This window comes from Salimicrobium halophilum (genome assembly GCF_900100295.1).
Classification (GTDB): domain Bacteria; phylum Bacillota; class Bacilli; order Bacillales; family Halobacillaceae; genus Salimicrobium; species Salimicrobium halophilum.
In genome coordinates this window covers 292,242-315,316 of the sequence record NZ_FNEV01000003.1, presented here as the reverse complement: position 1 = coordinate 315,316, position 23,075 = coordinate 292,242, and the positions used below count along the sequence as shown (strand labels likewise).

21 protein-coding genes are annotated in these 23,075 nt (G+C 50.8%); 19 read left to right on the top strand and 2 right to left on the bottom strand.

The window, feature by feature from the left end:
• The first annotated feature begins 7 nt into the window (after nt 1-7).
• The 14 genes from atpA (at nt 8) to fabZ (ending at nt 13,345) form a co-directional block, all read left to right on the top strand.
• Nucleotides 8-1,519 (top strand): F0F1 ATP synthase subunit alpha, encoded by a 1,512-nt coding sequence (gene atpA, locus BLQ44_RS07130; RefSeq protein ID WP_093193195.1) that lies wholly within the window; start codon nt 8-10, stop codon nt 1,517-1,519.
• A 151-nt stretch (nt 1,520-1,670) separates the two neighbouring features.
• Nucleotides 1,671-2,540, top strand: coding sequence for a F0F1 ATP synthase subunit gamma (locus BLQ44_RS07125; protein WP_093193194.1), 870 nt, complete (start codon nt 1,671-1,673; stop codon nt 2,538-2,540).
• Nucleotides 2,541-2,577: 37 nt separating this feature from the next.
• Nucleotides 2,578-3,972: a F0F1 ATP synthase subunit beta gene (gene atpD / locus BLQ44_RS07120; RefSeq protein WP_093193193.1), complete on the top strand. Its 1,395-nt coding sequence runs from the start codon at nt 2,578-2,580 to the stop codon at nt 3,970-3,972.
• A 65-nt stretch (nt 3,973-4,037) separates the two neighbouring features.
• Entirely contained in the window at nt 4,038-4,442 is a 405-nt protein-coding gene (locus BLQ44_RS07115; RefSeq protein WP_093193192.1) for a F0F1 ATP synthase subunit epsilon, read from the top strand.
• 298 nt (nt 4,443-4,740) lie between these two features.
• Nucleotides 4,741-4,974, top strand: a complete 234-nt coding sequence (locus BLQ44_RS07110) for a DUF1146 family protein (RefSeq protein WP_093193191.1) — start codon at nt 4,741-4,743, stop codon at nt 4,972-4,974.
• Between the two features lie 271 nt (nt 4,975-5,245).
• Entirely contained in the window at nt 5,246-6,541 is a 1,296-nt protein-coding gene (murA, locus tag BLQ44_RS07105; protein ID WP_093193225.1) for a UDP-N-acetylglucosamine 1-carboxyvinyltransferase, read from the top strand.
• Nucleotides 6,542-6,689: 148 nt separating this feature from the next.
• Nucleotides 6,690-7,634: a stage II sporulation protein D gene (spoIID, locus tag BLQ44_RS07100; RefSeq protein WP_093193190.1), complete on the top strand. Its 945-nt coding sequence runs from the start codon at nt 6,690-6,692 to the stop codon at nt 7,632-7,634.
• A 49-nt stretch (nt 7,635-7,683) separates the two neighbouring features.
• Nucleotides 7,684-8,478: a M23 family metallopeptidase gene (locus BLQ44_RS07095; RefSeq protein ID WP_176757463.1), complete on the top strand. Its 795-nt coding sequence runs from the start codon at nt 7,684-7,686 to the stop codon at nt 8,476-8,478.
• Nucleotides 8,479-9,230: 752 nt separating this feature from the next.
• Nucleotides 9,231-9,494 carry a sporulation transcriptional regulator SpoIIID gene (gene spoIIID, locus BLQ44_RS07090; protein ID WP_093193188.1) on the top strand — a complete coding sequence of 88 codons (264 nt, stop codon included), beginning with the start codon at nt 9,231-9,233 and terminating at the stop codon, nt 9,492-9,494.
• A gap of 151 nt (nt 9,495-9,645) precedes the next feature.
• On the top strand, nt 9,646-10,650 hold the full coding sequence (mreB, locus tag BLQ44_RS07085) for a rod shape-determining protein (protein ID WP_093193187.1): 1,005 nt from the start codon (nt 9,646-9,648) through the stop codon (nt 10,648-10,650).
• A gap of 17 nt (nt 10,651-10,667) precedes the next feature.
• Nucleotides 10,668-11,489, top strand: a complete 822-nt coding sequence (locus BLQ44_RS07080; protein WP_093193186.1) for a flagellar hook-basal body protein — start codon at nt 10,668-10,670, stop codon at nt 11,487-11,489.
• Nucleotides 11,490-11,706: 217 nt separating this feature from the next.
• Nucleotides 11,707-12,543 (top strand): flagellar hook-basal body protein, encoded by an 837-nt coding sequence (locus tag BLQ44_RS07075; RefSeq protein WP_176757462.1) that lies wholly within the window; start codon nt 11,707-11,709, stop codon nt 12,541-12,543.
• An 18-nt stretch (nt 12,544-12,561) separates the two neighbouring features.
• Nucleotides 12,562-12,831, top strand: coding sequence for a DNA-directed RNA polymerase subunit beta (locus tag BLQ44_RS07070; RefSeq protein WP_093193185.1), 270 nt, complete (start codon nt 12,562-12,564; stop codon nt 12,829-12,831).
• A 91-nt stretch (nt 12,832-12,922) separates the two neighbouring features.
• Nucleotides 12,923-13,345, top strand: a complete 423-nt coding sequence (gene fabZ / locus BLQ44_RS07065) for a 3-hydroxyacyl-ACP dehydratase FabZ (protein ID WP_093193184.1) — start codon at nt 12,923-12,925, stop codon at nt 13,343-13,345.
• A 400-nt stretch (nt 13,346-13,745) separates the two neighbouring features.
• On the opposite strand, the gene BLQ44_RS07060 is transcribed toward fabZ, so the two are convergent.
• The gene (locus BLQ44_RS07060; RefSeq protein ID WP_218119000.1) at nt 13,746-14,642 is read right to left on the bottom strand and encodes a nuclease-related domain-containing protein; all 897 of its coding nucleotides are present in this window, start codon (nt 14,640-14,642) and stop codon (nt 13,746-13,748) included.
• Nucleotides 14,643-15,414: 772 nt separating this feature from the next.
• Between BLQ44_RS07060 and BLQ44_RS16520 the strand changes: the two genes are divergently transcribed.
• Entirely contained in the window at nt 15,415-15,576 is a 162-nt protein-coding gene (locus BLQ44_RS16520) for a hypothetical protein (protein WP_176757460.1), read from the top strand.
• A 73-nt stretch (nt 15,577-15,649) separates the two neighbouring features.
• Here BLQ44_RS16520 and BLQ44_RS07050 read toward each other — a convergent pair whose 3' ends face one another.
• The gene (locus BLQ44_RS07050; protein WP_093193181.1) at nt 15,650-15,832 is read right to left on the bottom strand and encodes a YjfB family protein; all 183 of its coding nucleotides are present in this window, start codon (nt 15,830-15,832) and stop codon (nt 15,650-15,652) included.
• A 127-nt stretch (nt 15,833-15,959) separates the two neighbouring features.
• Here BLQ44_RS07050 and BLQ44_RS07045 point away from each other — a divergent pair, with 127 nt between their 5' ends.
• The 4 genes from BLQ44_RS07045 (at nt 15,960) to BLQ44_RS07025 (ending at nt 22,814) form a co-directional block, all read left to right on the top strand.
• Nucleotides 15,960-16,577, top strand: coding sequence for a hypothetical protein (locus BLQ44_RS07045; RefSeq protein ID WP_093193180.1), 618 nt, complete (start codon nt 15,960-15,962; stop codon nt 16,575-16,577).
• A 172-nt stretch (nt 16,578-16,749) separates the two neighbouring features.
• Complete coding sequence (locus BLQ44_RS07040) at nt 16,750-17,883, top strand: efflux RND transporter periplasmic adaptor subunit (protein WP_093193179.1); 1,134 nt, start codon at nt 16,750-16,752, stop codon at nt 17,881-17,883.
• A complete protein-coding gene (locus tag BLQ44_RS07035) occupies nt 17,884-20,949 on the top strand; it encodes an efflux RND transporter permease subunit (RefSeq protein ID WP_093193178.1) in 3,066 nt (1,021 codons plus the stop codon).
• Between the two features lie 728 nt (nt 20,950-21,677).
• On the top strand, nt 21,678-22,814 hold the full coding sequence (locus BLQ44_RS07025; protein WP_093193176.1) for an S-layer homology domain-containing protein: 1,137 nt from the start codon (nt 21,678-21,680) through the stop codon (nt 22,812-22,814).
• The last annotated feature ends 261 nt before the right edge of the window (nt 22,815-23,075 follow it).

Sequence of the window (23,075 nt, the reverse complement as noted above, 5' to 3'; positions counted from 1 at the left end):
AAATCGCATGAGCATCAATGCTGAAGAAATCAGTACGCTGATTAAACAACAGATTGAAAACTATGAAGCAGACATGGAAGTCAATGATGTCGGCACCGTCATCGAAGTCGGGGACGGGATTGCCCGCGCCCATGGCCTCGATAACGTTATGGCCGGGGAGCTCGTTGAATTTCAGAACGGTGTCATGGGATTGGCACAAAACTTGGAAGAAAGTAATGTCGGTCTCGTCATCTTAGGCCCGTTCACAGATATCAAAGAAGGCGATGAAGTCCGTCGTACCGGCCGCATCATGCAGGTCCCGGTAGGAGAGGAACTTCTGGGCCGCGTCGTCAACCCGCTTGGTCAGGCAGTAGACGGCCTCGGTAACATCGAAACGACCAAAACTCGTCCGATCGAATCTCCTGCACCAGGAGTCATGGATCGTAAATCCGTCGACGAACCGCTTCAGACAGGAATCAAGGCGATCGACGCCCTTGTACCTATCGGCCGTGGCCAGCGTGAGCTGATCATCGGGGACCGTCAGACTGGTAAAACATCCGTAGCGATCGACGCGATTCTGAACCAGCACGACCAGGATATGATCTGTATCTATGTCGCCATCGGTCAGAAAGAATCGACCGTCCGCGGTACGGTAGAAACACTTCGCCGCCACGGAGCACTCGACTACACAATCGTAGTGACAGCAAGTGCCTCCCAACCGGCGCCACTACTTTACCTTGCACCGTATGCCGGTGTATCCATGGGTGAAGAGTTCATGCACAACGGCAAGCACGTGCTCGTCGTTTACGATGACCTGTCCAAACAGGCATCCGCCTATCGTGAACTTTCCCTTCTACTTCGCCGCCCGCCGGGTCGTGAAGCATTCCCAGGGGACGTTTTCTACCTGCACTCCCGTCTACTCGAGCGTGCAGCGAAACTCAGTGATGAGAAAGGTGGAGGGTCTCTGACGGCACTTCCATTCGTTGAGACACAGGCCGGAGACATTTCTGCCTATATTCCGACGAACGTCATTTCCATCACGGACGGGCAGATCTTCCTGCAGTCCGACCTATTCTTCTCCGGTGTACGACCGGCGATCAACCCGGGACTTTCCGTATCCCGTGTCGGTGGTTCCGCACAGAGAAAAGCGATGAAGAAAGTAGCCGGTACGCTTCGTCTTGACCTTGCGTCCTTCCGTGAACTCGAGGCGTTCGCCCAGTTCGGATCGGACCTTGATAAAGCGACGCAGGCGAAACTGAACCGTGGTGCCCGTACAGTAGAAGTACTGAAACAGGGACTTCACCAGCCGCTTTCCGTAGAGAAGCAGGTTATGATCATCTATGCCCTCACGAAAGGGTACATCGATGACATTCCTACAGAAGAAGTGACCCGTTTCGAGCGCGAGTTCCACAACTGGCTCGACAACAACCGCAGAGACCTATTGGACAAGATCCGTGACACCGGTAAGCTTCAGGATGATAACGGTGAAATGGGCGAAGCGGTCGAAGCATTCAAGAAAACATTTGTCGTTTCTGAATAAATGATAAGGACTAAATAGACTCATCCGTCTGAAGGGGAAACCGCCGCACGATAAGGCGCGGAACATGTATCAGCGCGCACTGCGTCTTTCATACGGCAGGTTCTCCCTCTTTCAGGACAGGAAGGGTTTTCAGAAAGGGTGGTGAAATAGCTTGGCATCCCTTAGAGAGATCAAAGGCCGGATCAATTCCACGAAGAAAACGAAACAGATCACGAAAGCGATGCAGATGGTGTCCGCTTCCAAGTTGAATCGCGCGGAAGAGAATGCGAAATCATTCGTCCCGTACAGCGAGAAGATCCAGGAAGTCGTCGCCAGTATCGCGCAAGGGGGAGGAGATGCGTCCCACCCGATGCTTGAGGAGCGGGAAGTGAAACGTAAAGGATACGTCGTCATCACATCAGACCGCGGACTCGCAGGGGCGTACAACTCCAGCATCCTGAGAAAAGCCTATCAGGACATCAGGAACAACCATACCTCCGCCGATGAGTACAAAATCATTGCGATCGGACGGATCGGGCGTGACTTTTTCCGGAAACGGAATATGGCCGTGGATAAAGAAATCACCGGGGTCTCGGACCAGCCGGACTTCGAAGATATCAAAGAACTCGCTTCTGAAACGGTACAGCTTTATACCGATGAAGAAATCGATGAGCTTCATATCTATTACAGCCATTACGTCAGTGCCATCACTCAGGAAGTCCAGAGAACGAAAGCTCTTCCGCTGAATGATATTTCAGCAGAACAGGCGACGAAATCCTCTTCCGCTTCCTATGAGTACGAGCCGAACCAGGAAGAGATTTTGGAAGTGCTTCTGCCACAGTATGCAGAAAGCCTTATCTACGGAGCATTGATAGATAGTAAAGCAAGCGAACACGCTGCACGTATGACAGCGATGAAGAGTGCGACCGACAATGCCGACGACCTTATCGACGACTTGTCGCTTACGTACAACCGCGCCCGTCAGGCAGCGATCACCCAGGAAATCACCGAAATCGTCGGTGGTGCATCCGCCCTCGAATAGTAGAAGAGGGAGAAGTTAAGTTAGGAGGGAATAGCAGATGAGTGTTGGACGCATAACACAGGTTATGGGACCGGTTGTAGACGTCACCTTTGACGATGGCCACCTCCCTGACATCAACAACGCTCTCGTTGTAGAACGGGATGGCAGCGAAGATTTGACATTTGAAGTAGCGCTTCACCTCGGGGACAACGCTGTTCGTACCGTTTCCATGGGCTCCACAGAAGGAGTACAGCGAGGACTTGAAGTGAAAGATACAGGCGGCGCGATCGCCGTACCTGTAGGGGACGTGACTCTTGGTCGTGTTTTCAACGTACTTGGAAATAACATCGACCTGGATGAGCCGCTTGCTGCGGACGTCCGCCGGGACCCGATCCATAGACAGGCGCCTACGTTCGAACATTTGGCGACTGAAACAGAAATTCTCGAGACAGGTATCAAAGTTGTAGACCTGCTTGCCCCTTATGTAAAAGGTGGTAAAATCGGTCTCTTCGGTGGTGCCGGTGTAGGGAAAACCGTATTGATCCAGGAATTGATCAACAACATCGCCCAGGAGCACGGTGGTATCTCCGTATTCGCAGGGGTAGGGGAGCGTACCCGTGAAGGGAACGACCTTTACTTCGAGATGAAGGATTCCGGCGTTATCTCCAAAACAGCGATGGTGTTCGGTCAGATGAACGAGCCGCCGGGAGCACGTATGCGCGTAGCGCTTACCGGTCTTACGATGGCTGAATATTTCCGTGATGAACAGGGACAGGACGTACTTCTGTTCATCGATAACATTTTCCGTTTCACGCAAGGTGGTCTCGAGGTATCCGCCCTTCTTGGACGTATGCCATCCGCCGTTGGTTACCAGCCGACACTTGCGACAGAAATGGGACAACTCCAGGAGCGTATCACCTCCACGGACAAAGGTTCTGTAACATCGATCCAGGCGATCTACGTCCCTGCCGATGACTACACGGACCCGGCTCCGGCGACGACGTTCGCACACCTTGATGCGACGACGAACCTTGAGCGTAAATTGTCCGAGCAGGGGATCTATCCTGCCGTGGACCCACTTGCGTCCACATCCCGTGCGCTTGACCCTGAAATCGTAGGAGAAGAACACTACGAAGTGGCGCGTGAAGTGCAGCAGACACTTCAGCGTTACAACGAACTTCAGGATATCATCGCCATCCTCGGTATGGATGAGCTTTCGGATGAGGATAAACTGACGGTTGCCCGTGCGCGCCGCATCCAGTTCTTCCTGTCCCAGAACTTCCACGTCGCCGAGCAGTTCACTGGTCAGAAAGGTTCCTACGTTCCTGTTTCTGAAGCAGTGAAAGGATTCAAAGAGATTCTTTCCGGCAAGCACGACGATATTCCGGAAGACGCGTTCCGTCTTGTCGGCCGTATTGAAGAGGTTGTCGAAAAAGCGAAAGACATGGAGTAAGAACATGACGGATAACAGGTGCCGCCTCAGGCACTTGTTATTCTATTGCCTAAGGAGGTAGATCCATGAGCACACTAAAGGTGAGTGTTGTCACTCCTGACGGCCCGGTACTAGAAGAAGATTTCAATATGGTCAGCGCCAAGGCGGAGAGCGGGGAACTCGGTATTTTGCCCGGCCACATTCCGATGGTAGCCCCCCTCACGATCAGTGCGGTCCGCCTGAAAGGGGACGGGGATTCCCAAAGGGTAGCCGTAAGCGGTGGATTTTTGGAAGTGCGTCCGGACAAAGTGACAATCTTAGCGCAGTCGGCGGAGCGACCATCAGACATTGATGTAGAGCGCGCCCGCAAAGCGAAAGAACGTGCCGAACGCCGCCTGAAAGATAAGCAGGCCGATATTGATTTTCAACGGGCAGAAATGGCACTCAAACGTGCAATCAACCGTCTCGATGTATATAACAACAATTTCTAAAAAAACTGCTTTCTCTTCGGAGAGCAGTTTTTTTGTGGGATGATATAATAGAAAAGTTGGAATCTAAGTGCGGACCTTTGCTGCTAGTTTACGGACGTTACGCTCAAATTTGCGGACCTGAAGCCATGTTGCAGCTTCATTTGCGGACAATGAGCTGATATTTTCGGACCATCCTCTCCAAGATGAGGAGCGTTCCATTTATTCTCTGACAGATTCACATCACCCCCTATAAAAGAAACAATTTCCCGAACTCTATAGAGGGATATTTCCCGGGAAATGTCGAAGGAGGAACAGTTGTATGGAAGAATTTTTTGTTCAGGATGCCCTGACGAGTATGACTTCACACCTCATTTTCATCGTCATCACCTGGTATGCTCTCCAGGCGCTCAACCTGGACGGCTTGTTCCGGAAAGGGAAAGTGTTCGAAGCACGGATCCTTATGATCTTCCTTACTATCGCCCTCGGAGCGACGGTAAGCAGATTTTTCCTGGATTTCCTGTCGTGGTCCAATAGTCTCATCTATCTATTTTAGCGGATAAAAGTGTTTATACTGGATAATTGTCGGGAAAGTGGAACACGAAGCAAGAATTGGAAGAAATAATGAAGATTCGTCGATTAGTTTGAAAAATCCCCCATTTACCCCTTGTCGATTAGTGAGGAATGGTGGTATGATGAATGTTGTTTTAGTGTGTGAAAAAACTAACGAAGCAATCAATCAACCAGTGTATGGATCATCAAGTGGAACGCAATCAATGACGAATGAATATGATATTAACGAATCTGGACGCAGAGGAGAATGAATGGTGGAAAAAATCATTGTCCGTGGTGGGGGGCAGCTGAATGGTACCGTCAAAGTCGAAGGTGCAAAGAATGCCGTACTGCCTGTCATCGCAGCAAGTATTATTGCAAGTGAAGGTAAAAGTGTGCTACATGAAGTCCCGGAACTGGCTGATGTAACGACGATCAACCAGGTGATTTCCCATATGAATGCGGAAGTCACAACAAACGGAAATACAGTGACTGTCGATGCGACACAACCGCTGAAAACGGAAGCTCCTTTCGAGTATGTACGTAAGATGCGTGCATCCGTGCTCGTACTGGGACCGCTTTTGGCCCGCTATGGACACGCTAAAGTCGCTTTACCGGGAGGATGTGCGATTGGATCCCGTCCGATCGATCAGCATCTGAAAGGGTTTGAAGCGATGGGTGCCCAAGTTACAGTGGGAGACGGTTACGTGGAAGCGAACACAGACGGTCGTCTGAAAGGTGCCAAGATCTATTTGGACTTCCCGAGTGTCGGTGCTACCGAGAATCTGATTATGGCAGCAGCGCTCGCAGAGGGAAGAACGGTTCTTGAAAATGCAGCAAAAGAACCGGAAATCATCGATCTTGCGAATTATTTGAACAAAATGGGGGCAAGAATCGTCGGCGCCGGTACAGAAACGATAAAAATCGACGGTGTCGAGAAATTGCGCGGAACCGAGCATACGATCATTCCAGACCGTGTGGAAGCAGGTACCTTTATGGTAGCCGCTGCGATCACGGGAGGAAACATCCTGCTTGAACGCGCAGAAGCGGAACATCTCCGCGCTGTCATCTCGAAACTTGAAGAGATGGGAGTAACCATCCAGGAAGAAGGAGAAGGTCTACGCGTCATCGGTCCGAAGTATTTGAAATCGACCGATATCAAGACGATGCCGCATCCAGGATTCCCGACGGATATGCAGTCACAGATGATGGCCTTGATGCTTCGTGCTAAAGGTTCGAGCGTCATTACAGAAACGGTCTTTGAGAATCGTTTCATGCACGTCGAAGAATTCCGCCGCATGAACGCGAATCTCCGTATCGAAGGACGCAGCGTCATCGTAGATGGTCCATCCGATCTTCAGGGAGCGGAAGTCGCGGCTACAGATCTCCGTGCCGGAGCTTCACTCGTATTGGCCGGTCTCGTTGCAGACGGTTATACAAGGGTGACAGAACTTCGTCACATCGATCGTGGGTACGTCAATTTCACAGAGAAACTTGCAAAGCTTGGCGCAAACATCGAACGTGTCAAAGAAGAGCAGGAACTGCCTCAGGAATCATTATCGACATCATAACCCATTATTATACGAGAGAAGCATCGCTCTAAAGAGCGGTGCTTCTTTTTGGTTGGAAGAATTGTTTCTGCTACTTTTCCTTTCTAGTAAGGTTCTATTAACGTACGGAGATGGATATATTTGTACTAGAAGGAAAGGAGGGTGGTGCGTGAAGAGAGTCATTTTGTCCGTTTTCGGGTTGTATGTAGTTCTGCTTCTCATTCCGACGCTGGTCGTGCTGCCTGCGGCTGATCAAAAGGAAGCACAACCTGTTTCTTCAGAAGCTGAAGAAGGAGAAGAAACCGTACGCGTTCTCCGCAGTGACACAGATAAGGTGGAAGAGATTCCTCTTGAAGAGTATGTCACGGGCGTCGTCGCTTCCGAAATGCCAGTCACGTTCGAGATGGAAGCACTGAAAGCTCAGGCGCTCGCGGCACGAACGTACATTATGAAGCATAAAGCTTCCGGATCTACGTTCGAGGGGGCAGATGTGACGGACACCGTCCAGCACCAGGTGTACAAGGACGAGCAGCAGCTGCGGGAGATATGGAAAGACGACTATGAGGAGAACCGTGCCAAGGTAGAGGAAGCCGTTCAGGCGACGAAAGGTGAAATCATCACCTATAAAGAGGAACCGATTACGGCTGCTTTCTTCTCTACGAGCAACGGGTACACCGAGAATTCCGGAGATTACTGGGAGCACGATATCCCTTATCTGAAGAGCGTTATAAGCCCCTGGGATAAAGACGCACCGACATATCTGGATCAGGTGACGCTCACGCAGTCGGAACTCATGGAGAAACTTACACTGCCGACGTTTTCTGCTTCGGATATAGAACTATCCCGCACGGAAGGCGAGCGCGTCGAGACGATGACGATCGGAGAGAAAACATTCACAGGTCGCGACATACGTGAGAAGCTCGGACTGAAATCCAGTGATTTTTCCATTGAACAAAAAGGGGATCACTTCATTTTCACAACGAGAGGCTTCGGTCACGGGGTCGGCATGAGTCAATACGGAGCGAATGGTCTGGCTTCAGAAGGTAAGTCCTATAAAGATATTATCGCTCATTACTATTCGGAAACGAAGATCGAAGAAATTTCTTCCTCCTAAGGTATAAATTATCAGGGACCCGGCAACAATGGTTTCTGAGGTGATGCACATGAGAGAGGAAGACAAAAGAAGCGTTTGGAAATTCAAAATCAAACGCCTACTAGGGAAGAAGTGGCTTTATCCTGCTATTTACTTGACGGTTGCGGCAATTGCGCTCCTCGGTGTCTGGTGGTACCAGCAGGGCGGGGATCTGGCAGAACCGCCGAAGCCGGAGGTTCAGCAGGAAGAGGAAAGTGTGACGACTACATCTCCGGATGAAGAGAAGGATGATGCGGTTCCGGTCATGACAGAACAGGAGCTGTGGCGGATGCCGGTATCTCCGAGTGTCGATACGGAAGTCGTAACGAAGTTCTTCGATTTCGACCGGTCGCTCGAGGATCAGGAACTCGGTCTGGTGAAATACGGCAACGAATATCGCCAGAGTGAAGGAATCCAGCTTGCTTCTGCGAGTGGAAACAGCTTCGAAGTGACAGCGGCCATGTCCGGCACGGTTACGGAAGTCCGCGAAGACCCGATGCTCGGAACCGTGGTAGAGGTGAATCACAGCAGCGATGTTTCAAGCCTTTACGGAAGCCTGGAAGAAGTGAGTGTCCGCCCAGGAGAAGACGTTGAGCAGGGAGACATGATCGGAACTGCCGGCGAGAGTGAAATGGGCGAAGGAAAAGGACCACGCGTCCACTTCGAAATCCGCGATCAGGAACTGGCTCTCGATCCGGAGAAATGGTTCGGCCGTCCGATGGAAGACAAAGAAGACAAGGAAGAATCATCGGATGAAGAGCGGGACGACGAGGAACAAAAAGATTCAGAAGAGCTGCGTGACGAGCTCGAAAAAGAGGAAGAATAACTGCCTGACTGATGTCAGGCAGCTTTTTTTCGTTTGGGGTTGTTGCTGGACGTTCGCGCTCGACTTTCTAGTGTAAGTGGGTGGCTAGAGCTTTTACTGGACACTCGCGTTTGAGCTTCTGTCTTGAGTGTCCCGCTTTTTCTGTACCGCGCCGTTCAACTGTGGAGCTGGGGTGCGAGTGGGTGGCAAGTGTATTTGCTGGACGCTCAGACGGGGAACGCCTTTCTGAACGGTGCGCAAAGACATTCGAATGCATGTACCTTCCCCGAAGTCGGGGGAAGGTAGTGTTTTAAAGATTTTGTGGTTCTGGCATGGGGTGTTGCGGGACGCTGGGATCTCAGTTTCACTCGTGAGTGTCCCGGTATTTGTATAGCGCACCGTTCAAGAGTGGTGTCCGCGCGCGAGTGGGTGGCAAATGTATTTGTTGGACACTCAGACGGGGAACGCCTTTCTGAACGGTGCGCAAAGCATCAAATAAACGGGCACTGAAGCTTTTAATGTCTAGCTGCGATGCCCAGAAGCCCGTAATATAAGCGGCCAACCCTGTTTCGGAAAAGGGCATCCGAAGCCAGGCTCGTCCGCTTATATTAGAGCTTCTAAACGGGGCATCTCCGCTTTTCTAAGCATATATTCCCGTTCCGGATAATAAAATGATGTTACATAAGCATCCGGGGGCATACAGAAAGAGAAACGCATGAGAACCCTGTCCTTTACCCACCCTCCTTGGATGGACATCACAGGGGGCGAGCGATGTGCATGATTACATCAAAGAGAGAACGATCCGGATCGGACGCTACATTGTCGAAACAAAAAAGACCGTACGAGTCATCGCGAAAGAATTCGGCGTATCGAAAAGCACTGTTCATAAAGACTTGACCGAACGACTTCCTGATATCAATAAAGAGTTGTACCAGCAGGTGAAACAAATCCTCGATCATCATAAAGAAATCCGTCATCTTCGTGGCGGTGAAGCGACCAAGCGAAAATATAGCAACAACAAAAAAGTTGTAAAGTAGACCAAGGTCCTCCCTAAACAGAATTGGAAAGAATTTTTCCTGAAAAATGAGACGAATTTCTCCATTCTGTGATAAAATAATGTATTAGATGCGTTCTTTTTTATAACAGGAAAAAGTACCCAGTGATTCAATTAGGGAGGATCATACCATCATGTTTGCTAGAGATATTGGAATAGACCTTGGTACGGCTAACGTACTGATACATGTAAAAGGAAAAGGGATCGTGCTCAACGAACCTTCCGTCGTAGCGATGGACCGCAATAGCGGCAAAGTGCTCGAAGTCGGTGAGGAAGCTCGCCGCATGGTCGGACGTACGCCTGGGAACATTGAGGCGCTTCGTCCGCTTAAAGATGGCGTCATTGCAGATTTTGACGTAACGGAAGCGATGTTGAAGCATTTTATCGAAAAGATTAATGTAAAGGGATTCTTGTCGAAACCGCGCATGCTGATCTGTTGCCCGACGAACATTACAAAAGTCGAGCAGAAAGCGATCCGCGAAGCAGCGGAGAAATCCGGCGGGAAGAAAGTATACTTAGAAGAGGAGCCGAAAGTAGCGGCGATCGGTGCCGGCATGGACATTTTCCAGCCGAGCGGGAATATGGTCGTCGACATCGGTGGCGGTACGACGGATGTCGCTGTGCTGTCGATGGGAGATATCGTTACGGCCCAGTCGATCAAAATGGCCGGGGATAAATTCGATGCCGACATTTTGAGTTATATCAAAAAAGAGTACAAGCTTCTGATCGGGGAACGTACAGCGGAACAGATTAAGATGAGCGTTGCTACAGTATTCCCGGGAAGTCGTGATGAAGAAATCGAAATCCGTGGACGCGATATGGTTTCCGGACTACCGAGAACGATTACGGTCACATCGAAGGAAATCGAAGGCGCTTTGAAAGAATCCGTACAGGTGATTGTCCAGGCAGCGAAGCAGGTCCTCGAACAGACGCCTCCTGAACTTTCCGCAGACATCATCGATCGCGGGGTCATTTTGACCGGCGGTGGTGCTATGCTTCACGGCATCGATCAGCTACTTGCCGAAGAATTGAAAGTGCCGGTATTCGTTGCGGAAGATCCGATGGACTGCGTAGCGAAAGGGACAGGCATTATGCTTGAGAATATCGATCGAATCACGAAGAAGAATAAAATCGGCTAAAAAGGGAGGTACAGCTCGTGTTCCGAGGTTTTTACACGTCCGCATCAGCGATGGTCGCCAATCAACGCAACCAGGAAACGCTCTCGAATAACATCGCCAATGCGAATACACCGGGTTACAAACAGGACCAGGGCGTCAAACGGGCATTTCCTGAGATGCTCATCCATGAAATGGGCTCCAAATCGATTCCTACGAAGCGTGGGTTGAACATCCCTATCGACCGTCAGATCGGCTCGATGAGTACAGGCATGTACCTTCAGGAAACCGTGCCTTCTTTTACGCAAGGGGATGTTAGAGAAACCGGCAATACGACGGATATGGCACTCGTTCAGGGAGAAGTCCCGGATGAAGAAGGTTTCACTTTTTTCAATGTGCAAAATGAAGAAGGGGAAGCGCGCTTTACGAGAAACGGGAACTTCACCGTAGACGGCGAAGGATTCCTTACGACGAACAATGGCTATTACGTTCTGAATGAAGACGGAGATCCGATTCAGACCGGAGGCATGGAATTCAATATCCTGCAGGATGGTACGATGCAAATCGGAGATGACGAAGAATTGCTCGGCGTCACGTACACGTCTAATTCCTCTGAATTCATCAAACAGGGCGATGATCTGTTTGAAGCGGGTGAGGACGCTGTCGTGGCTGATGCCCGTGCGGCGGACGGGGTGAACTTCGAAGTGCAGCAGGGAATGCTTGAAAGGTCGAACGTCGACGCACAACAGACGATGACCGAGATGATGAGCAACTACCGCTCCTTCGAACTCAACCAGCGTGTGATGCGTGCGTATGACCAGAACATGCAGACCGCTGTCTCGGAAATCGGTCGACTTCAGTAATGAAAGTGGCATCGCCCCGTTTAGAAATCTCAGTCATAAGTAGACCGGTCATATGAAAGACGTTATTTTCTTTCTCTGATCCGGGCTACTTATGGCTCGGATTTCTGGGTGATGGAACTGGATAGAATGAAAGTGGCATCGCCCAATAATTTTAAAAAACTTTTCTTACCAGATCGTAGACCGTTAAGAAAAGCCGGAAACGAAGGAGGAAACGCACATGGTGAATCGCGCAATGATGCAGTCGGCTGTTACAATGGGGCAGGTCCAGAAGAAACTCGACCTCATCGGAACCAACCTTTCGAATTCGAATACGACGGGATACAAAGCCCGCCAGGCTGATTTCACGTCGCTGCTCATTCAGAACATCGACAACCTGAAAGATGAAGATGCGGCGGTGGGACGCGAAACGCCGGATGGCATCCGCCTCGGTTCCGGCGCCCGTATCGGTCATACGAACCTGAACCTCAGTCAGGGAAGCCTGCAGACGACAGATCGTGAGTTGGACGTCGCAATGCTCGAAGACCGTCATATGTTCCAGATGCAGGTGAATACGGAAGATGGTCCTGAGACCCAGTACACGCGCGCCGGGAACTTCTACTTCTCGCCGGTGGAAGACAACCAGCTTCTGCTGACGACGAGTGAAGGACACCCGGTACTCGGAGATAACGGGGAAGAGATTCTGATCGAAGAAGGTTTCGACGAATTTTCGATCCAGGAAGACGGTTCCTTCCTGGTGAGACGCGGGGAAGAACAGGAAACGGAAGCGCAGCTCGACGTGATCGAAGCGATTCGTCCACGTATGCTTGAAGCGGTCGGAGGCAATCGTTTCCGCCTTCCGGATACAGAGGAACTCGGATTTGACGAAGACGAAATTCTCGCTTTTGTCGCGGATGAAGATCGCTCCTTGCAAAGTCAGACACTCGAAGCCTCCAACGTCGATACCGGAGAGCAGATGGTCAACATGATGAACATGCAGCGTGCGTATCAGTTCAATGCAAGGTCGATTTCGACTTCGGACGAAATGATGGGACTCGTCAATCAATTACGATCCTGAACATAAGGAGATTTAAGCATGGCAACAGATTCTAAAAACAAGACGACCAAGAAGAAACCGTCAGAGGCGAAAGAAGAAAAAGCAACGACCAGAAAAGAAAAACATAAACGGAGAGCGCTGCCTATCTGGTTGCGTGTCCTTCTCGTATTGTTCTTCAGCCTTCTGGCTCTCGCAATCGGTCTGATGATCGGATACAGTGTACTCGGAAGCGGAGATCCGCTCGATGTATTCGACTGGTCGATCTGGCAACACATCATAGACATCATGACAGGGGCAGAGCAATCCTGACTATCGGGACGCTCTGCTTTTTTTCCATTCAGAAGTACTTTTGCGTTCCACACGCACCCCGCTTATAATGAAGAAAAAGGAGGCCATACATATGCTAGATATCAATCAGATCAAAGAAATCATTCCGCACCGCTACCCGTTTCTTCTCATCGATGAAGTAGAAGAACTCGAAGAAGGAACACGCGCGGTCGCGTATAAAAATGTAACCATCAACGAACCATTCTTCCAGGGACACTTCCCTGACTACCCGGTAATGCCAGGGGTACTGATCACAGAAGCTCTGGCACAAACCGGAGCGGTCGCTATGCTCAAAAAGGAAGAGAACCAGGGCAAGCTCGCCTTTTTCACAGGCATCGACAAGTGCCGCTTCAAGCGCCAGGTGAAGCCCGGCGATCGTATGAAGCTCGAAGTGGAAATCGTCCGTCTCAAAGGGCCGATGGGTAAAGGAAAAGCGGTCGCCTCCGTCGACGGCGAAGTCTCTTGCGAAGCGGAGATTATGTTCGCATTGAAATAAAAGAGGAAGCAGTTCTTTTCTGGAGATGAAGTTCTTCAGGGAGGGGCTGCTTTTTTTGTGGGATGCTTTTGGGCGCCGTTCAGGGTATGGGATGCTGCTTGAGTGTCCAGCAAATCCCGTAGCCACCCACTCACACCCTGGTTCGACGGGTGAACGGCGCGGTAGGAAAGAAGTGGGACACTCAGGTCAGAAGCTCAAGCGTGAGTGTCGCGCAAACATGGCAAGAATCAAAGACCAGAGCATGATATACTTGGACGCCGTTCAGAAGAGGGACTCCTTTTTGAGTGTCCAGCATATGCGTTTGCCACCCACTCACACCCTGAAGCAACGGTTGAACGGCTCGGTATTAAAAAAAGAGCGACACTCATGCCAGCAACTCCGGCGTAAGCGTCGCGCAAAATCAGAAATAATGGATTCCTCTTCCTATTCCTGCTTTTTCAAAGTTCTTAGAGAGGACACGCTGAATTCGTTTTTTGGATATTTTCCCTTTACACCATTCATGAATTAACGGTGTGGTGATGCGTCGTTTGGGAAAGAGAACTCGAAGATCTTCGACAGCCTGAAGCAGAACCATTTCCGTAGTGGAACGGAGCTCGCAGTTGTCGCACATGAATGTTCTTGTTTCTGAACGGATTACCGAAGAACAATGAGGGCAGAATACATCTTTTTTGAGTTGATCATAATGAAAAACCGGAGAGTCTTCAGACGAGAACTGCTCTCTGTGCTTCGAGCATAATAAATCTGCGATGGGTTGTAGACGGTTAGGAATAGAAGAAGTGTTTTGAATCAGCTCAGTAAAATGATCTTTCCATTGAGAGAGGAAAATGAATTCTTTAAGCTTGGGGGCTTGATAAAGATAGAAATGGGGGTGGGGGAAAATCACATGTGCTTTTACAGGAACGAAAAAATCATGATCTTCGAGTAATTGTGTGAGAAGTGTCCTTGCTCTCGATGATTGATGAAAAGGATTCAAAATTCCTTTCCCCGATGATAATTGAAATTCGTTGTCCTTATAGAAATAGTTTCCTTCATGATACTTCACTTCATATAGATGGACGCATTGGGATTCTATCACCACGGTATCGATTTGGAACTTGGACCCTTTATGTTTCAAATTTAAATCTTTGAGGATCAGCATGTGATCGGGGAGTTCCTTCATCATCTGGTCGAAAATCAATTCACCGTGCCATCCTTTGACAAGTCTTCTTTTCAACGTTTCTTCTTTTTCATTTAGTATCTTTCGTCGTTCCAGCGCTTGCAGAACTTTCATAAGGAACGGGGGTTGGCGTTCTTTCATGATCAAAAGCATCATCCTTTCTTTTACTGTATCTGTTATTATATCGTACTTCTAAGAAAAAAGAGGGAAATTGGAATATTTTGTTCTGAAAAAGTTACCTATCCACTTAACTTATGTACATGGGCGCCGTTCAGGAGGGGGAATTCTGTTTGAGTGTCCAGCAAATGCTGTAGCCACCCACTCACACCCTGGGGCTACAGGTGAACGGCGCGGTACGAAAGTAGCTGGACGCTCAGATCACAAGCTCAAGCGTGAGTGTCGTGCAAACATGGTAAAGAACAAAGGCCAGAGCATACTATACACGTGCGCCGTTCAGGAGGTGGAATGCTGTTTGAGTGTCCAGCAAATACGTTTGCCGCCCACTCACACCCTGGGGCTACAGGTGAACGGCGCGGTACGGAAGTAGCTGGACGCTCAGATCACAAGCTCAAGCGTGAGTGTCGTGCAAACATGATAAAGAACAAAGGCCAGAGCATACTATACACGTGCGCCGTTCAGGAGGTGGAATGCTGTTTGAGTGTCCAGCAAATACGTTTGCCGCCCACTCACACCCTGGGGCTACAGGTGAACGGCGCGGTACAGAAGAAGCTGGACACTCAAGACAGAAGCTCAAGCGCGAGTGTCCAGCAAAAGCCATAGCCACCCACTCACGCCAGAAAATCGAGCGCGAACGTCCAGAAACCCCAGCAAACCCAACAAACACAACCAACAAAAAAGTTATAGAAACCTCCGAACCTGGTCATACTGTGACGAGAGAAAGGAGGTCGAACAAATGAAACGATGGAAATGGCTATTTGCCGGCATTCTGTCTCTATCGCTTCTCGGAGCCTGTGCGACGGATGAAGAACCTCAGGATGGCGAGAACACGGAAGAACAGGACCAGATGGACGACAACATGGATGGCGAAGATCAAGATACAGAAATGGACGAATAAGGATGAAAGCCGCCCCTCGAGGCGGCTTTTTCTAATGAAAAAAGCTCCGCCAAAATAGCGGAGCCGTGACCCGTTATGCTTTCACATCAACGGAATTCCCGAGGTCGGGGTGTTGCACTTTGCTGGATTCCAGCATCTCTACCATCTGGTTCCCCTGCTGTTCAGCGTCCCCCATGGCTTTGTCCATGACCTTGAGACTGGCATCCTGTCTGACTTGCATCTGGCTCGCTACGGTAGCGAGGGCTGCAATATCCATAATCATCCCTCCTCCTTTTTATTATCGGACAAGCCCTATTTTTCTAAATAGATTGGAAAAACCCGTCATCCTTCTGTAAAATGGGGAATAGTACAGTGTGCGAAAATAAAGACGGGGTGAGGAAACTATGAAATATAGAACGTCAGAAGAATTGACATCATGGATATTAGACGATTACGAGCAGCTGATCAATCACATACCGGAAGAGAAAATCGAGGTCTACCTGTACGCCCATCGTATGTACCACGCTACATATGTGCCGGAGGACGGGCTTTATCAGTTTGTATTCCGCAACTTTTTCCGTCTCGAGAATCCGAGTCTGACGGATGAGTTCAAAGCGACGTACTTTCAGCTGATGGAGAACGCGCGGGAAGAGAAGCGCCCGAATATTTACCGGATTACGAAAGAACTATTCGAGATTCCGAACCATAAGGGGAACCATACGCTGCAGTTTCCGGTCGCGACTGCGATGCTGCATGCAATTCATCCGGCGTTTCCGCATTATGAGACGTCCGTGTTCAAAGCATTCGATTTCTCGTCGACGTATCATTTGTCCGGCTTTTATAAAAAAATGAAACGCTATATCGATCAATATCGTCATATCTACGAGACGTATCAGAACCTTCTCGAAAAGGAAGAGCTGAAGCCGGTGTTCGATCATTTCGACCAGCGCTTCGGAGACTATGAGCTCCTTGAGGAAAAGAAAATCGATCTGATTGTATCACAGCTGGGCTCGACGCTATAATAAGGATAAGGCTGTCGTTAAGAAACGGCAGCTTTTTTTCTGCCGATGGTCCGCAAAATCTGAGGAAAAGTCCTCAAATGATTCATAAACAGACAATAGGTCCGCAAAACATAAGCCAAGGTCCGCAAATTCCCGACCAGGGGTCCGCATTCATCGAAGAGAGGAAGATCTTATGAAGAAAGCACTACTCGCATTCCTTTTTATCCTACTACTAGCCGCATGCTCGAACGATACGCCCGAAGAAGAAGTCGAGCGAGTTACGCCGGTCGAAACAGCCGACGTACGCGAAGGCACCTTCACCGTCAATAGGGAAGTCATCGCTCAATCCTCACCTGCCGCCACATCAGCTGTAGTACCGGAAACACCGGGAGAAATCACATTCATCAGCGTAGCTAAAGGAGATCGCGTCACAGAGGGAGACGCACTGGCAGAAGTCACGCCTCAGCAGGGAGAGTCCCAGGTTGAACTGCAGGAAAATGCTCTCGCACAAGCCCGTCAACAACTCTCTCAAGCCCAATCTTCCCGTGAAGAGGCTCAGGAGGCAGTGAATGATGCCCGCGACCAGAAAGAATCAGCAGGGAACGGGTTCCTGGGTCCATCCGAACAGGAACTCGAAGCGCAAGTTTCCCAGGCCGAGCAGCAGCTCGATCAGGCAGAATCCAGTGTCGAGCAGGCACGCCTGCAAGTGGAACAGGCGCAGATCCAGCTCGAACAGGCACAAGACCAGGCCGCTCCGGAGACGATTACCGCACCACGAAGCGGGATCGTTACTTCTATTGAAGGAAACGTCGGGGACATTGCAACGAACCAGCAGCCGTTCATGACCATCGTTGCGACGGATCCGGCTGTCATCACCGCTTCCATTCCGGCAGGTCAGCTTCCCCTTTTTCAGGAAAACGAATCCTACCGCACAGCCATGGACGTCCTCGCCAACCCGAACGAAGCGACCGTGACCTATGTGTCGTCCGTACCGGGAGACACGGGGCTCTATGACGTGGAAGCGGAAATCCCGAACCCGAATAACGTCATCAAGCCTGGGATGATGGCAACGCTTCTTTTACCCGAGACCGTCGTGGACAATACGATAATTATCCCTACGGAAGCGCTCGTGCAGACATCAGAGGAAGCGTACGTTTATAAAATCGAAGAAGATACAGCCGTCCAGGTTCCGGTATCTGTCGAAGCTTCGCAAACCGAAGAATCAGCGGTCACCGGGGATCTCGACGAAGGAGACCGGATCGTCACTTCCGGGCAGATCACCCTTACGGATGGAGCGACCATCCGCGTCATCGGGGAGGACGAATAAATGAAGCTCGTCCAGACATCCATCAAACGCCCCGTTGGCGTCATCATGATCGTCGCGGCGATTCTCGCTCTCGGGTTCGTATCGCTGCGCAACCTGACCATCGACCTTTATCCGGACATCGATTTGCCGGTGGCTGTCGTTTCGACCACCTATGAAGAAGCCGCGCCCCAGGACGTGGAACAGCTCGTCAGTCGTCCGATCGAAGGGTCCGTCAGTTCTCTCGAAGGCCTGGAAGTTCTGCAGTCGCAGTCCCAACAGGGGGCCTCGCTCATTTTCATGCAGTTTTCCACCGGAGTGGATCTCGATAGTGCGCTTCTCGAAGTTAGGGAAGCGGTCTCGCAAGTCTCCGGTGTCTTGCCAGAAGGAGCAGGGGAACCGAACGTTCTGCGCTTCGATCCACAGGCGCTGCCGATTATGACAATCGGCCTTTCCGGAGATACGCCGCAGGAGCTGCAGCAGATTGCTGAGGATCAGATTGTGCCGTTCCTTGAGCGTCAGGGAGGCGTCGCTTCGATTTCCATCGAGGGTGGCCGGACGGAAGAAGTCCAGATCGAGATCGACCGAGCGGAACTGAATAAGCTCGGCATCGACACCCAGACGATCGTCCAGACGCTGAACGCTTCGAATCAGGCGGCCTCCGCGGGTTCCATCGATAAAGGGGACAAAGACATACGTATCCGCGTCAACGGAGAGTTTTCGTCGATTGAAGACATAAGGAATACCATCATCACAACGGAAGCGGGAGCCCGGCTGACGCTGGATCAATTCGCTTCCGTGGAAAAAGAAATCGAAGACACCGGCACCGTCTCCGAAGTGAACAACGATACAGCCGTCGTTCTTTCCGCTCTGAAGAAAACGGATGCCAACACGGTGGAGACCGCGGAAAATATCCAGGCGGCGATGGATGAACTCGCGCCCGACCTGCCCGATCAGGTCTCGATGGATACCGTGCTCGACACTTCGGAATTCATCAAGATTTCGATCAACAGCGTCATCGTCAACATTCTGCTCGGTGGCCTGTTCTCGGTCGCCGTCCTGTTACTTTTCCTGAAAAGTGTCAGAGCCACGCTCGTCATAGGGATCTCCATTCCGATTGCGATCATCTCGACGTTCACGCTCATGTACTTCACCGGCGAGACGCTGAACGTCCTGACGATGGGCGGACTCGCGCTCGGGATCGGGATGATGGTCGACAGTTCGATCGTTATCTTAGAAAATATCGTCCGGTACCGACAGCTGGGGTATTCGATGAAAGAAGCGGCAAGCGAAGGGGCGTCCGAACTCGCGCCGGCCGTTATTGCATCGGCTACGACGACCCTTGTCGTATTCCTGCCGATCATGCTGGTGGAAGGCATCGCGTCCGAGCTGTTCACGCCGCTCGCTCTCACGATTTCCTTCGCGCTCATCGCATCGCTCGCCGTTTCCGTGACGCTGATTCCGATGCTGTCGTCGAAACTTTTGACCAAAGCGATGGAGAACGGCAAGCGCTACTGGTTCGACCGTTTTCTTGAAAAGGTGAACCGTGGCTATCAGCGCGTTCTTCGGAAGGTATTGAAATTCCGGAAGACGACGGTGCTCCTTACGCTTCTGGCGATAGGAGGAAGTATTGCTCTCGTTCCGCTGATCGGAACATCGTTCATTCCTGAATCCGACCAGGGGCAGATTGAAGTCGACGTTTCCCTGGAACGTGGTACCGCGCTTGAAGAAACGGAAAAAGTGACCGAAGACATCAGCGAACGTCTCAACGCGTTCGGAGACGTGATCGACGTGCATTACCTGTCGATCGGGAGCGGAGAAATGGGGCTTGCCGGGGGAAGTGCCGACCGGGCCAGTTACACGATCCAGCTCGTCGATCCCGGGGAAAGGGAGCGGTCCACCCAGCAGGTGATGGAAGAGCTCGATGAAGAATTGCAGGACGTCGTCGGGGCTGAGGTGGAAGTGACGGAAATGTCCGCCGGGCTCGGCACCGGTTCCCCGATCCAGGTCCAGTTGAACGGTCAGGAATATGAGGTGCTCAACGAACTCGCCGATCAGGTCGTCTACATGATCGAAGACATCGACGGCATCGTCGCACCTTCGTCCTCCACGGAAGACTCCGAACCGCAGCTCGACATCCAGGTCGACCGGAAGAAAGCGAGCCAGTACGGGCTCACTGAACAGCAGGTCATCTCGGAAGTGCAGCTCGCCTTCCAGGGACAGACAGCGACGAGATACCGGGAAAACGGCGAGGAAATTGAAGTTCGCCTCGTGACGCCGGTCGATGAACATTCGACCATTGCGGACCTCGAGAATTTGCCGATATCGACAGCGACAGGCGCGCTCGTCCCGCTTTCTTCCATAGCGGAAGTACGCCAGATCGAAGGACCGGTAACGCTGCTCCGGGAAAATCAGCAGCCGCAGGTGAACGTCACCGCGGACATCGGAGAACGTGATCTCGGGAGCGTGACGGCGGACGTGGAAGCGGCGCTCGACCGGCTCAATTATCCGGAAGGGTACACGTACGAAGTCGGCGGCCAAGCCCAGGACATGGAAGAAGCGTTCGGCGATCTATTCGTCGCATTGCTTTTCTCGCTATTCCTCGTCTACGCGGTCATGGCTGTGCAGTTCGAGAACTTCCTGTTCCCGTTCATCATCATGTTCAGCCTGCCAGCCACCATCGTCGGTGTCGCCGGAGGGTTGTTCATCACCGGATTGCCGCTCAGCATGCCGGCATTCGTCGGGGTAATCATGCTCGCCGGTATCGTCGTGAACAACGCTATCGTGCTGGTCGACTATATCAACATTTTGCGCAGGCGTTCCTACGACCGGTACGAAGCGATTCTCGAAGCGGGACCGAACCGCCTGCGACCGATTCTGATGACGACGATCACCACCGTTCTCGGTATGGTGCCACTTGCCATCGGTATCGGCCAGGGAGCGGAGGCCCAGCAGCCGCTCGCAGTCACGATCATCTTCGGTCTGACCGTATCGAGTTTTTTCACGCTCGTATTGATTCCAGTCGTCTACACGTATTTTGACGATCTGTCAGCAAAAATCACCGGCTTCTTCCGGAAGCGGGTGGAATAATCAACCGCCAGGGGTTTTACGCCCCGGCGGTTTTCTTTTTGCGAACCGTTCATGCGAAGAAAATGTCGCTGAACGGTTCATTTCTTTCTAAATGCACCGTTCGCCAGCTTTCAAAAGAGCGTGAGCGGTCCATTCGAGGATTTACGGTACACTCAGCGCAAAATCGCTATTCGTGAATGGTGCCTAAGGGCATTTGAATCCTTATACCTTCCCAAGGGCGGGGAAGGTAGGTTGGAAGATACTGGATATGTTCGAGATGCTGGACGTTCAGGCGAGAAATTCTTCGCTGAGTGGTTCTTTTCTTTCGTACTGCACCGTTCGTGACTCGAATCAGAACATGAACGGTTCGTTTCTGGATTTGCGGTACACTCGAGTCGGGTGGACCACCCGTGAACGGTGCACAAATGCATTCAGAATGCTTGTCCTTCCCTGCTGGCAGGGAAGGAGTCTATTGCTGGACGCTCAAGCTAGGAATCCTTTTCTGAGTGGCAAAAGCATTTGCGGGACACTCAGGGGCAGCGCACCACCCGTGAACGGCGCCCAAGTATTAGAGTACCTCCCCCAAGAGCGGGGGAAGGTAGTCAGTAAAAACTCTCCGCATAACACCGCTTACGGTCTGCATAGGATTGTCCTAGCAGAACAATATCACTGCATTCAATAATGAACAAAAACGTTTAGAAAAGTTTCCCACTAGGGAATGTATCTATACTAAGGAGGGGAATTTTTTTATGAAAAAAAGAACTGCTATACTTACCGGTGCGCTTGCCGCTACTTCAGTGATGAGCGTGCAAGCCGATGATCACACGGCAGCGGATTCGTTTTCGGACATATCGGAGAACATGACACACTACGAAGCGATCAATCAGCTGTACCAGAAGGGAGTCGTCAGCGGGTTCAACGACGGTACGTTCCGTCCGAATGAGTCCCTAACAAGAATTGAAGCGGCGCTTATGCTCGAAAGTGCGCTGAACCTCGATTTCGACGGTGAAGTGAGCCACAGTTTTGAGGACGTTCCCGACAAATATAATGAAGTCGTCGACATGCTTTATGAAGAAGGGATTTTCCAGGGGCAAAGTTCCGATGAATTCGGTACGTATGATGAACTGACAAGAGAACAGATGGCGAAGGTACTAGTAGAAGCATTCGATCTTCAGCTCCAGGATGTGCCTACGGTACATTTCGATGATCGTGGCTGGACGTCCCTCGGCGACTATCTCGACTCTGTCTATCACTTCGGCGTAGCCAGCGGGTATCCGAATCATGAATTCGGCGTCGGCGACCCGATCAAGCGTCAGGACTTTTCCGCGATGCTTTTCAATGCAATGAACGTCGAGGATAAAGACTACGAAGAGCAGACCGCGCTCCGTGATTATGAACCTTCTGATTTCCTGGCAGGTGGTCAGGAAGCGCTCGATGAAGTGGAAGCAGGAGGCGCGTTGTTCGACACACGTCTAATGCTCGGTCAGTATTTCCCGACGGTCACTCTTGAGTACGGCGACCCGGATGAGCAGGTCAATATCGAAGGGCCGCGCGAACGTTACGGAAATATTTTCTTAGGCATCAGTGGCATGAACGATGATGATGCGGATGAGCTCGTGAACAGCATCGCCTGGTTCCCGGATGCCAGAGGTACTGGTGATTCGACACTGGCAGATGTGAAAGCTTCTCTCGGGGAACCGGATGAAGTCTATTACAATGAACTGTTCGATGGCGTCTCTTACCGTTACAATGCAGGGGACTATTTCGTCTCTTTCAATGCAAACGGAGAGCACCAGCTTTCCCAAGGAGAGGACGGATTGACACAAGTGGATCAAGTTGACGAATCAGCGACACTGAACCTTTTCCAAATCCGTTATACTCCGTAAAAGTTTAAAGAAGAAAGCCTTCCATTTTGCTGGAAGGCTTTTGTTCGTTTTAGAAAATAAGGCACTTAATATGATTACCAATTAAATGAAAAGGGAAAGGCTGAAAAATATAGAGTCTATACACTCGTATAACTACTCGCACATACGTTAGGAAAAAAGTAATGTTTTTTTGAAAAAATCGTTTATTGGTAAAAAAACAGGGTACTTTATATAGAACGTGGGTCAACTATGTGCTATACTGGTTTTGGAAAGAAGGTGAGA